This is a genomic window from Bythopirellula sp., assembly GCF_041737835.1.
Lineage (GTDB): Bacteria > Planctomycetota > Planctomycetia > Pirellulales > Lacipirellulaceae > Bythopirellula.
Map to the genome: position 1 here is coordinate 121800 of NZ_JBGSQY010000072.1, position 11505 is coordinate 133304.

At 50.0% G+C, this 11505-nt stretch carries 10 protein-coding genes; 7 read left to right on the plus strand and 3 right to left on the minus strand.

From position 1 onward, the window contains the following. Positions 1–151 precede the first annotated feature (151 nt). Both AC6T8Q_RS19835 and AC6T8Q_RS19840 read left to right on the plus strand, forming a co-directional pair. The gene (locus tag AC6T8Q_RS19835; RefSeq protein ID WP_500680733.1) at positions 152–823 is read left to right on the plus strand and encodes a hypothetical protein; all 672 of its coding nucleotides are present in this window, start codon (positions 152–154) and stop codon (positions 821–823) included. A gap of 281 nt (positions 824–1104) precedes the next feature. Next, positions 1105–2481: a sigma-54-dependent transcriptional regulator gene (locus AC6T8Q_RS19840; RefSeq protein WP_500680734.1), complete on the plus strand. Its 1377-nt coding sequence runs from the start codon at positions 1105–1107 to the stop codon at positions 2479–2481. 139 nt (positions 2482–2620) lie between these two features. On the opposite strand, the gene AC6T8Q_RS19845 is transcribed toward AC6T8Q_RS19840, so the two are convergent. Together AC6T8Q_RS19845 and AC6T8Q_RS19850 are read right to left on the minus strand one after the other, a co-directional pair. Next, positions 2621–3277 (minus strand): LuxR C-terminal-related transcriptional regulator, encoded by a 657-nt coding sequence (locus AC6T8Q_RS19845; protein ID WP_500680735.1) that lies wholly within the window; start codon positions 3275–3277, stop codon positions 2621–2623. A gap of 294 nt (positions 3278–3571) precedes the next feature. Next, positions 3572–4234 (minus strand): response regulator transcription factor, encoded by a 663-nt coding sequence (locus AC6T8Q_RS19850; RefSeq protein ID WP_500680736.1) that lies wholly within the window; start codon positions 4232–4234, stop codon positions 3572–3574. 1036 nt (positions 4235–5270) lie between these two features. Here AC6T8Q_RS19850 and AC6T8Q_RS19855 point away from each other — a divergent pair. The 5 genes from AC6T8Q_RS19855 (at position 5271) to AC6T8Q_RS19875 (ending at position 10140) form a co-directional block, all read left to right on the plus strand. Then, positions 5271–5492 carry a hypothetical protein gene (locus tag AC6T8Q_RS19855; protein ID WP_500680737.1) on the plus strand — a complete coding sequence of 74 codons (222 nt, stop codon included), beginning with the start codon at positions 5271–5273 and terminating at the stop codon, positions 5490–5492. A 1552-nt stretch (positions 5493–7044) separates the two neighbouring features. Beyond that, positions 7045–7764 carry a PEP-CTERM sorting domain-containing protein gene (locus AC6T8Q_RS19860; protein ID WP_500680738.1) on the plus strand — a complete coding sequence of 240 codons (720 nt, stop codon included), beginning with the start codon at positions 7045–7047 and terminating at the stop codon, positions 7762–7764. A 206-nt stretch (positions 7765–7970) separates the two neighbouring features. Next, positions 7971–8660 (plus strand): PEP-CTERM sorting domain-containing protein, encoded by a 690-nt coding sequence (locus AC6T8Q_RS19865; protein WP_500680739.1) that lies wholly within the window; start codon positions 7971–7973, stop codon positions 8658–8660. A 29-nt stretch (positions 8661–8689) separates the two neighbouring features. Further along, a complete protein-coding gene (locus AC6T8Q_RS19870; RefSeq protein WP_500680740.1) occupies positions 8690–9391 on the plus strand; it encodes a hypothetical protein in 702 nt (233 codons plus the stop codon). 275 nt (positions 9392–9666) lie between these two features. After that, the gene (locus AC6T8Q_RS19875; RefSeq protein WP_500680741.1) at positions 9667–10140 is read left to right on the plus strand and encodes a hypothetical protein; all 474 of its coding nucleotides are present in this window, start codon (positions 9667–9669) and stop codon (positions 10138–10140) included. Positions 10141–10251: 111 nt separating this feature from the next. On the opposite strand, the gene AC6T8Q_RS19880 is transcribed toward AC6T8Q_RS19875, so the two are convergent. After that, a complete protein-coding gene (locus tag AC6T8Q_RS19880; protein ID WP_500680742.1) occupies positions 10252–11157 on the minus strand; it encodes a winged helix-turn-helix domain-containing protein in 906 nt (301 codons plus the stop codon). Positions 11158–11505 lie beyond the last annotated feature (348 nt).

An 11505-nucleotide genomic window follows, 5' to 3' on the forward strand; every position in this document is an offset into this window, starting at 1 on the left:
CTGCGGCCCCATTCTTAACGCGAGGCATTGCCCCTGACTCACGCGTCGTAGTTTGCCACCATGCGAATATCGAGGTAAGTATCTTTGTGTTAGCCACTTTTTATCTTCTCGTTTGGCGACGATATTTCACCAAAAGTTCGAGTAGCTTCTTATGAGACTGACAAATAACAGCCTAGCGACGGTCATTGCTTGGGTTAGCACGTGCCTTCTCGCCTGTGGCGTCAGCACGCTTTTCAGTGACAGTACGCGGATGATTTGGATGACCTGGGGAGGGTTTGGCCTAGCCTCTGCCGTAGGCCTCGATGTTTCGGCCCGTGTACGAGAAAAGGTACGTCTTGAGGAACTGAGGCGGATTTCGACAAAACGTATCGACAGAGAATTTCAGTTATCTGCGGCAGAATCAGAAGCAAACATGGCGATTCGAGAAGCCGTCGGTCGTATTTTGGGCGGTGTTTTGCCAGAAATTCAGCGTACCGATACGCGACGAACTCACGAACGATTTCCTTGTTCGTTAGATGCGGAAATCATTTTGCAACAGCATATCAAACAGCTTTCAAGCAACCCTGTCACTTCCACTGAAATGGCAAAGATCACCAATCTTTCCGAATCAGGTTTTGAGATAACACTCGAAAACCAGGTTACCCCTCAACGTGCTGCCATGATTATCACAATGGCCGACCAAAAGCGCATCACAATGCTGGCAGATATACTCTGGTGTACCCCGCTAGATGGCGGTGCCTTCATCGCCGGAGGCCGATTTATGCAAGTGTTACCAGTCGAGGAATATATCGGTAAGCAACTATGCAATCCACAGTACACTTAGCATCTCACAAAGCCACTCTCTGAGATCAGCCCCTCAGCTTAGACCAAGCAACACTTTACCTTGCTTGCGGTCTGTACGTAGCCTGTCCGTAGTTTGGCTAGTCACATCAAGCATAATAAGCGGTTGTTCCTCGTAACAATTTCGCACGTTGCGTAGTTGCCGTGCTACCAATGCGCATAGCGCATCTTGCGTTGATCTGACTATCTCAAGATCATCTTGCACCACAGGTAAAGCTCGCTTATCCCAGTGGGCAACCTCCACAGTTACAGGAGTTTTGATCTATGGTTCGTCAAGTGTTGTTGATTGATGATGACGATGCAACTTGCCGTGCAATAAATCATGCCGTTGCAGGGTCTAAAATTGCTCTCTGCACAGAACACGAACCAGCGCGTGGCCTAGCACGACTGCGTTCGCAACAGGTTGATGCACTTTTACTGGGAATTAATGGCACGACGTCGGCTGGCTTAGAAGTCCTCAAGAAAGCGCGGGATATAGCACCCACATTGCCACTTATTGCACTGACCGCGGAACCAACGATTGCCTCGACAATCCGTGCCTTTCGATTGGGAGCAACGGATTTCTTAGCCAAACCACTTGTTTCAGAAGAAGTCATTTCGGTTCTCCAGCGCAATCCTCCGCACAGTCGTTTACTCCCTGCAATTCGCAGCGAACATGAATTACTGCGAGAGCCCTCAGAAAATGGCTCCCTTCTGCCCGTGTTTGCTGGACCAAGGATGAACAATCTGCGCGATCAAGCAATCAATTTGGCACGATGCAACACCCCCCTCTTGGTACGAGGTGAAATAGGCGTGGGTAAAGAAACGATTCTCAATTGGATACACCAGCTAAGCGACCGCTGCGACCACCCATTCATTAAGGTTTACTGCGATGCTATTCACGAAAGCCAGTTGATCGATATGCTCTTTGGCAACTCCAGTCATGGTTTGGACGATTCACGCCGACTTGGCTATTTGGAACAGGCAGGGTCGGGAACACTTTTGCTGCACAATGTCACTTCACTCCCAGAATCTATTCAACTCCGTTTAGCAAATATTGTTGAGGTGGGCCAATTTTCACCCTCTTGTAGCAGCGAGAAAATCGCATTCCGTGCACGAATTGTGGCGACCACAACAAGCCGTAGCAAATGGCGTAGCGATTCGACGGCTCTCTCTGCAGGGCTGCAGGCACTCTTCGGCGGGAATCTGATAGACATACCTCCCTTAAGAGATCGAGTCGAGCATATTCGCCCGCTAGTACATGCGTTGAATATCAACACGGGCCATGACCTATCGCTGCAAAGTCGCTGGGCTAGTTTAGTATTTTCCAAGCCCGCGCTGACTAGGATTCAATCGCATGATTGGCCAGGGAATGTCGATGAACTCCGCAATTTCATACGACGAATGTATGTGTTCATGGAAAGACCCACCGTCGAAGAAACGGATATTGACGAACTGCTCGTCCCCGGACAGCGCAGCAGGAACAATAAAATGCTTTCAATACCAATTGAGGGTGACTACAAGATGATAAGTCAAGCAATCATCGCCGAAGCTATCCAGCTCGCACGAGGCAATAAATCAGCGGCGGCACGTTCGCTTGGCCTACACCGCAAGACGCTTTACAGAATCATGAAAGACGGAGGGCACAGGGAACGCAATTGACAACCGATAGCCTGAAGGCCCAAATTTATTTGACAACGGTCGAGCGTTTCTTAGTGAGGGGTGCGTTCGCGACTTAAGTTATGATCTGTCACGGTGAATGGGATGGGTATGCGCAGTACTCTTGTGGAGAAGCTTGCGATCAAGGTTGTATCAGTCCTTCCCGGATCGCTAGGCGACTCAGCAGCACCCGATCATTTATGCCAAGTTTACGCATCAATCTGTATTTATGTCCGTCGATCGACTTCCTTGAGAGTTTCAGTTTACTGGCGATCATTTTGAGACTATCACCATACGCTAGTAGTCGAAATATTTCTAACTGCAATGCGCTTAACGATGCCACGGGGTCTCGAGTCGCAATGGAATAAGCGTGAGTTACTGAGTCATATTGTACTCGACTCTTTAACCCTTCAGAGAATCGCGTCTCTCCTAAACAAATCTGCTGTAGGTGCTCAAACAAAGCCTGGGGCGATTCGTTCTTTAATAACAGCCCTTTAGCGTCTGCCTGCAACGCCTTTGCCATAAGCAGGTCGGTCCATTCGCCACCGACGAACGCAATCTTAGCCTTATTCCCACTGCTGCGAATGTTGCCAGCCAGATCAAACGCATCCTCTTTGAGATCAAGATCGATGAGAGCAACGTCAAGGCTAGGATCCGTCAGCTGGGTGGTCGTTATTCCTTGACTGTCACCGGCGTAGACGAGAAAGAATTCATGATGAGTTTCGGACCATTGCTTGACCGCGTCAATACAGAGTTGGCAGTGAAGCATACAGGCAAATCGCAACTTCTCGGATGTCATGGCGAATCGTGCTCCAATTCTTCAGTACGCAAAGAAAGTTCCGTCAGTCATCAAACGACGTTGCGAAGTTTTATGAAGCTGCAATCACATTCTCTAGGAACGTGCAGTCGAATAAGTGACATGTATGAGTGTCGACAATTTCGGCTTGTGACTTTGGAGTGATTTTACTACATGTCAGAAGCGCGAGCTTAGTTGCACAGAAATGTCACGTGCGCACTAGCGATGGATGCCACGATTCCTCAGAAGCGCGACATATGGTCGCGCTATTGTAAATTATTCCCATCAGTAGAAGGCCTACAACGCTGAGTAGTGTTGTAAGCCGTTGATTGAAGAAACAGAGCAGTTATATAAATCCAGGCTGGCACGCGGACGATCTCGCAAAGAGATCTGTACTAGTTCTGCCAACGAATTCACTTTAAGTTTGCTCAAGAGGTGAGCGCGATGCTGTTCGACGGTGCGCTGCCCGATTCCTAACTTGCTGGCAATTTCTTTACTCGATCTACCAACAACAACCAAGGCCAGCACTTCTTTTTCGCGGTCAGTTAAGGTCGTAAGTCGCTGGTTGACATCTTCGAATGCCTGTTGTTGCAATAAACATTCGCGATGCCACTCGATCGCCCCTTTCACGAGGTCCAGCAATTCATGAAATCGTGGCGGTTTCTGCAATAACGTGACGGCTCCACGACGCATTGCCTCAACAGCCATCGGTACGTCGGCATGGCCAGTTAAGATCACAACAGGTAGCCGACAACCGTTCTTCGCGAGCCGAGACTGTAACGTCAAACCGTCCATCCCTGGCATGCAAACATCGATCACTAAGCAGCTAGGAAGATGAGGATCAAATGACTGCAAGAACTCTTCGCCCGAAGAATAGCATTTTGTCATTAAACCTGCGGCTTGAAGCAGGCAGGCTAGCGCCTCGCGCACCGCGGATTCGTCGTCGACAATATAAACCAATGTACGGCCGATCATAGTTCAGGCGATCTCCCGGGCAACGGGAGTTAATTAAATAATCTGTGAGTGAGAACTCGACGGAGCATATGCAACTGACGGCTAAGGCCAGCAAGTCGACCTGATTCGCTCGAAATTCCCACCTCACCTCGAAAGAGTCTGCTTAGTCGCCTGTCTTCCGCTCGCATTCTAAATCCATCACTCTGACTTAAGTCAAAACCCATCCGTCCCGACGGGATCACTCAAGAGTAGTTTTGTATTAAGTCTTTTAGATTATGTTGACTGTCTGCGAGCTATGTCAACATTAAACCTAAGACATTATAGGGGAGTTGACCCTTAGTCCGTGATTCTGTTTTGTGGAAATAGTAACCGGTCGGATTTTGATCAGTCAGCAAACAATCTCATCGAGCATACTTATTAGCGCAGCCTCTGCGGCTTGCCCCAAATCAGCACTGCACACACTTGGTTCAAGTGGCATCACCGTTAACAATGCTTCTCTGAAAAAGTGATCGAATGTGAAATGCATAAGTTCGTGTAAACGCCTTTATATGCTAAATATCCGCAGAAAATGTATTCAAGAAGTAGTAATCACAATCAATCGGACAACGCATCTCGCGATGATGCGAGAACTGAATGCGCCGCTTACTCGAATATCCGGGCGAACGTCTAGTAAGCTTGTCGGGTATAGGGTCCCCATTGCTAGCGAGAATTTCTATTTCTTGTTCATTCAAAATCAGGATGCCGATAGTGTGGTTTGAGTTTCCAGTCCTTATATGGAAAGAATCTTTTCATTGGTTGAAGTATGTGTATACAGCTACTAGCGTATCGGTGCTCTTCAGCTTGAGTGTGTTGCTGGAACTATCTCTCGGGTTGAGTTTCCCATTCTTAGCTTGATTTCTACTGGTCATGATCGTCTCCAAGTATGGGGGCGTTGGGTCTGCGGTTCTTGCTGCTTTTATTGGATGCGAGCTTCGCAAGCCTGTTGTTATTTCAATCGCCTTGGCGATACCCGGTCGGCACTCTTGAGCATGGAATAGGAGTCGTGCTCTATCTAATTGGAAGTATTGGAATAGCAATTCCGTGCGAGGCGGTGCGTACATCCCAAGTTCGCGCAAACAACGCAGAAGTTGTAGAGCGCAATCAGCCTGAGTATTGGCAGGTGACGCTCAATTTTATCCTGGATGCCGCCATTGCTACTGATGACCGTGGACGAGTCACTTTACTTAATCAAGGTCGCGGAGGCATTAACCGGCTGGTCGTTTAGCGATCTGCCAGGATTGCAACTCGCGGAGTTCTTCAATATTTCCGACCAACAGACACTTCAGCCGATTGAGGATCCTGCTGTCATGGCACTGGCCCAGGGTTGCAGGTCCGCCGTTGAACATGAAGCAATTCTAACTGCCAAAAGTTCTGTGCGGATTCCAATCAGGGACAATCAAACCAAGCGAAGGACAGATATACATCGACAGCCAAGAGTGTGTAGGTACCACTTTTAAAATTTATCTGCCAAAATCCAAACCCTCTTCGGCAACTCTTCCTGAACCAGAGTTTAGTCATTCAGTAGGTATCGGATCCGAGAAGGTACTTGCGGTCGAGGACGAGCAAAGACTACGCAAACTTGTGTGCACCACTTTGCACGCAAGCGGATACGCCGTCTACGAAGCTCCTGATGGAAATGAAACGCAATTGGTTTCTGAACAATCTGTTAACGGCATCGATCTGCTCTTGACCGATATCGTTATGCCAAACCTAAGTGCCTGAGATTTGGCTGAGCTATTCCGAACCAAGAATCCGGCACTCAAGGTGCTATATATGACTGGTTATTCCGACGACGACGCGTTGCATCATCAAACCCCAGAACCCGAGTTACTTTTATTCACAAGCCCTTCTCGCCCCCAGAATCGACACGGGCCGTTCGTCGTGTTCTCGAGACGTAATCCAAACAGACAATTTCTCCTGTCGTGGGAGAACCATCCAAATTCCAGTTTTATCACCTTTCATGGCCGTTACAGGCGTAGCCGGATACCTTTCCCTCCATTTGGGCCGGCGATTTCAAGGAGGGAATGGATTGAAATTGTTCTCAAATTCCCCGGAACTATTAAGATTTTCGCAGGATTCAGAAAAACAGAGAGATTTTTAAAAAATTCTCTTGCAAGGCACTCTCTCCCTGCTAGAATGAACCCTGTCGAGGCAATCAGCCAGCGTGTGCAGGCTTCCGCCCTTCGTCAAATTCCTCATTTTCGAGAAGAACTACTGCGGCATATACAAAGAAGTGAGTTCCCTGCGGGTTGAACCGTTCTTTGTTTCTACATTTTGCAGCTAATTCAGCTTGCTTGCCGTCTCTTCTGGTGTCTTGAGCCGATCTGATTTTCGAACTTTGTGTTCGCAATCGACCACCTCAGAAGCTTTCCTGGCAACAACTTTCCGCGAACTGCTGCTGTCGATTCGATCCACGCATCGAGACGGCAGAAGAGTCGCCGCAGGCGAACTGAAACCCGAAGCTTTCGAAGCTTCAAGAAGTAAAACACCGTGACACACAGCATACATACGAACGACTAGTCGCCCGACGCGACACAGAAACTTGTGAGGTTTGTCTTATGAAAAATTGAACGGTTCGCTGCAGGATACAGAGTTATCACAGCGAGCGGGGTAGGCCAGTTGAAAATCGCGATTTGTTGTCGCGAACCACTGGTGCAGAAAGATTGAGGCAGGAGCTCAATCTGGAAGAGGTCCAAGGAAGACCAACCTTTTTTCAATACACGAAGCGATAGTAGTCGCTTCATCCGATTCAAATAAGACTTTTTGGAGATATCAACATGAAGAAGTTTTTCGCACTTTTGGCTGTCGCTGCCGTTAGCTTTTCCGCTACTCAAGCTCATGCTCTTAACGTCGCACTGACTCCAACCATTGTTAATGCATACAACAACGCCACCGACTTTGTTCCCCTGGCTCCATTGCCCGCAGGCGTTCCAGGAACCGTTGTTACGGAATTTCAAGCCGGTGTGTATCAAATCGATTTCGCGATCGATGTGACGAATCTGCAGGCTGGTGAAGCAGGCTTTGCTAATATTGGCTTCAACGTGGTCCTTGGCCCTGGCTTGACGACCGAACTCGGTGGTTGGCAGCCCAATGGACAAACGGTTGACTCCAATGGTGCAGCTCCTGGCGGTGTGGTACCACTGTTTGCAACTAACCTCGATGCTGGCACCCCTGGTGACAATGTCGGTATCCTGGTTTCGATTGCTGGTGGTGTGACCAACGCAATTGATCCTCGCCGCACCGTTGGTCAAGCTGGTGCCGCAGTTCCCGGTCCTTCCTACATTGGTTCGCTCTACGTCACTTGGGACGGCGTGACAAAGTCGACTCTTTCGACAGATGGCATCCTGTTCCAGATTAACAGCACCACCGGTCAATTCGGCAATACGACTTCTGGTGTTAGTTCAACCGTTAGATTCGGTGACGTTCCTGAACCAAGCAGCTTAGTTCTGGGTGGTTTGAGCCTGATCGGCTTGGCCTTCCGTCGCCGCATGGCCTAATCGCTTCGGCCCAACGGATTCTGAAGAGTCGCTAAACACAAAGCCCCTGCATCCAAGTGATGCAGGGGCTTTTTTTGTTTATCAGAAAAAATCGCTGGTAGGCTGGTGACCCAAAAAATACGCTGGTGTTTTTCATCCCCTAGAACTACAATCTGATTTAGCTCTTGAGGACAGACTCATCAATCAGCGCGAAAGGACTATATCTTATGCGCAAGGAAATCTTGGCACTTGCTTGTCTGTTTGGCTTACTGCATCTCTCGCCGGTTCAAGCGATCTCGTTGAAGATCTCTGCCGACATACAAGGCGTCTATGATGAAGACTTCAATCCCTTGCCGGTACAGCGCTACTATGGCTTTCCCGTGATTTATCAGTTTGATATCAGCTTTGCGGTCAAGAGCCTGGCGCCAGGGGAAGATAGCTTTGGCGGTCTGGCATTCAATGTTGACTTGTACAACTTCGAAGATGCCTATGACGTCGGTTGGACGCGCGACAATCCGGTGGTTGATTACAACGGCTTTCCGCCTGGTGGGTTGAGGTACTTGTTTTCTACAAATGCTGACGTTGGAGCATCGGATAGCGACGAGCAAGGCATTCTCATCCAAATGGAGGCCGGTGCGTTTACCAGCGCCTTTGACCCACGCCGCAACGTCGGTGAACCGGGGGGCCTGCCGGGCTATGTTGGTAGTCTCTTCCTGCGCCATAAAGGCTATCCGGGTGCGGTTATGACCATCAGCGGCATCCAGTATTTCGCGAAAACAACGACGGGGCAGTTCACTCCCCCGACCATGGGTTTTCCCGTGTCGAAAGTCGTTGGTTGGAGAGGTCCCGAACCGAGCAGCCTCGTCTTGGCGGGGCTGGGAATGATGGCTAGCATTTGCCGGCGCCATCAACGGTAAATTCTCACGCACTTGAGGAGGACGTTCTCATGATCAAAAGATTTCTGGCCGCCATCTCGCTGGTCACTTTCTTTGCAACAGCCAATGCGCGTGCGATTGTCGTTGACCTGATTCCCGAAATGGTGGCGGCCTATGATACTGCTTTCACTCCCATTGCACTCCCGACCTCTCCCAATTGCTGCGTCGGCGAAACAATTTTGCAATTCGATTTCTCGATTCTGGCCAGCGACCTGCAATCCAACGAAGCTGGCTTTGGGTGGATTGCTTTTGATATCGATTTATCGGGGGCCGTTGTCGATGCATATAACATCGGATGGAACCCTGATAATTTCGTTATCGATTCCAATGGCGCTGCGCCCGGTGGGAAATTGCCTCTTTGGAGCATTAACGAAGATACCGGCACGCCGAATGACGAGATCGGTATCTTGGTAGCTGTGGCGTCAAACATCACCAATCCCAGCGACCCCCGATATTCTGTTGCAGTAGGTTCACCTCGTTACATAGGTTCAATGTTTGTTCACTTTAATGGGGAAGACGATGTCATGCGAATTGAGAACATTCGTTACCAAGCCCGATCAACATCGGGTGCATACCTACCGTCTTCCATTAACGGGAATGATCTGGAAATCTACATCGGCGCGGCATGCCCCGAACCAAGTACGCTGATCACGTGTTCCATGATCCTCAGTGGCCTTGCCTTCCGTCGTCGTATGCATGATTATCTTTCCTAACCTCTAATCTCCGACCTCTTGCATCTTCTATTGCGACAGACCGTCGCAGCCCCGCGACACTTTTCGTTGCCAAATTTTTGGCGGAAAGTTGCAGGCTGCTTCGCGCCGCATGCGGTTCGGCTACACTAACTTGTGTGCCGACAACAATTTCCAGCTCAACGCTGGATGTCTCACGGAATCGAGAGGGCTGAGTCGGCACGCTTGCTGCATAAACTCTTCTGTTGATTCCACACCGTTTGTCCTCTACCGCTTCAACCTGTTGGGGGAGGGCCCCTATGCTAAAACACATTCCGATCGGTTTGATTGCCTTGCTCTTGGCCGGTGCCATGGTGGCCTGCCTTTTCTCGCAGAGTCTCTACGGCCAAGGTTTGGGCCAGCCGCTGCCGAATCGCCAAGGGCTGACGTTTCGGCCCGACGCCGCCCAAGTCTGGCGCGAAGCCGCCGCGATGGGATTGAGCTATAACGAAGCGCTCGCGCTCTCGCGCTTGCGAACCAATGCCGTGGTGCCAACACCGCTGCATCCGCGGTTTCAAGCCGGTGCCGGGGCGGGCATGGTTCAGCCCAATTATGCCGCGCGGCAGGGAGTTCCGCTCACCCCGTCGGTGCCGACAACAACCTACGGCCCAGCCTTGAGTAAACCGTTCTCGAACATGCGCCCCGCGCCGACTGCCTTCGAGCGATATTGGCCGTTGCTGCTGGAAGGCCGTGAAGACCCTAAAACGGGCGTTGTGATTTGGTACATACCGTGAGACGCAAAAGATGAGTGGCAAGTCATTATTATGTGACACTTATCAATTGTATTCACAAATAGATGATTTATTGGAACTAACTCTGTTTAACCCTGAGCTGTCGCTGAACAATTAGGAAAGATGATCACATTCTGTGAGCATGTAGCCCAGCCCCCGCACGGTCTGCACGTAATTGCCGACGCTTCCCAGCCGTTTTCTGAGATGAAAGATATGCGATTTGACGCTGCGTTCGTCAGGATTGCCGCCATGTTCGGCAATCTCAGCACGTAGTTCGATGTGCGGAAACACTCGCCCTGGCCGGCGTGCCAACGTGCAAAGCAAGTGAAATTGAATTTTGGTGAGCTCGACGGCATTGTCATCGACAAACACGCGTAGCTTCACGGGATCAATCACGATACTCCCGACGGTAATTAAGCGGTCTGATTCGCCTTGAACCGCATTGAGCCGGTTCTGCCGGGTGCGCATCACCGCGCTCAAGCGAGCGAGTAGAACTCGGGTCTCATCAAGATGCGGACCCGAGATGTAGTCGTTTGCGCCGGCACGCAGACAATCGACTGCTTGATCCGCGTCAAAATGTTCAGCCACGAGTATGATGGGAACATCCGCATGGCTGCCATCGCTGGCTCGTAGATCTTCACAGAACTGGACGGGCGGCATATCGAGCAATCGATGCGCCATAACCATCGAAAAGTTGCCCCACGAGTGGAGAACTTTCATGGCCTCGCGCCCCGAGGCGGCCGTCATGATGCGATATCCACCTTGCCGCAGAGCTCGCTCTAAGCGATCACGCTGCTGGTTTCCGCTCGTAATCAGCAACACCAAAAGTGAATTTTGCTCGTTGCCTTGCTGCCAACGGCGTTGCGCCGCCTGCTTGTGAGACCCTTCATACTCGGCCGAGTCAGAGAATATTCTATTTGTGCTTTCAAACGAACGCTCATGCGATCGGTCTTGGCCGCTGTTTGTTTCCAGCCGAGGCAGCGTGCCCACGCTCGCTGCTGATTCAAGCACTAAACCCATGACAATTTCGTTTCCCTGCATACCCAACCTTTCCCCGGGACCAGTGGTCAACCAAGATTGGAAGTTGCTTCGCTTCAACGAAGATTCGTTGAAGGTTAAGAATAACAAACCCAAGGTTGCAAAACGGTTTAAGATCTATGAAGAAGCTGAGAAACCAGCTAAGTCTCGGCAATCCACAAGGACTAGTAGTAAACTTTATTGCAAACGATGACTGACCATACAGGATGTAAGTTGACAGGTAACTTCACACTATCAACTTAATTTCTTCACATTCGATCGGGACACGACAAGAGATGTCGAAATTTTGGGCAGACGGATGCGGCAAACCGACAGAGCGACATGGCTGAA

Excerpts from the sequence above, each read along its gene's own strand:
- AC6T8Q_RS19835 (WP_500680733.1), top strand. The coding sequence starts at position 152 with ATGAGACTGACAAATAACAGCCTAGCGACGGTCATTGCTTGGGTTAGC.
- AC6T8Q_RS19870 (WP_500680740.1), top strand. The coding sequence starts at position 8,690 with ATGATCAAAAGATTTCTGGCCGCCATCTCGCTGGTCACTTTCTTTGCA.
- AC6T8Q_RS19875 (WP_500680741.1), top strand. The coding sequence starts at position 9,667 with ATGCTAAAACACATTCCGATCGGTTTGATTGCCTTGCTCTTGGCCGGT.
- AC6T8Q_RS19865 (WP_500680739.1), top strand. The coding sequence starts at position 7,971 with ATGCGCAAGGAAATCTTGGCACTTGCTTGTCTGTTTGGCTTACTGCAT.
- AC6T8Q_RS19860 (WP_500680738.1), top strand. The coding sequence starts at position 7,045 with ATGAAGAAGTTTTTCGCACTTTTGGCTGTCGCTGCCGTTAGCTTTTCC.
- AC6T8Q_RS19880 (WP_500680742.1), bottom strand. The coding sequence starts at position 11,157 with ATGGGTTTAGTGCTTGAATCAGCAGCGAGCGTGGGCACGCTGCCTCGG.
- AC6T8Q_RS19845 (WP_500680735.1), bottom strand. The coding sequence starts at position 3,277 with ATGACATCCGAGAAGTTGCGATTTGCCTGTATGCTTCACTGCCAACTC.
- AC6T8Q_RS19840 (WP_500680734.1), top strand. The coding sequence starts at position 1,105 with ATGGTTCGTCAAGTGTTGTTGATTGATGATGACGATGCAACTTGCCGT.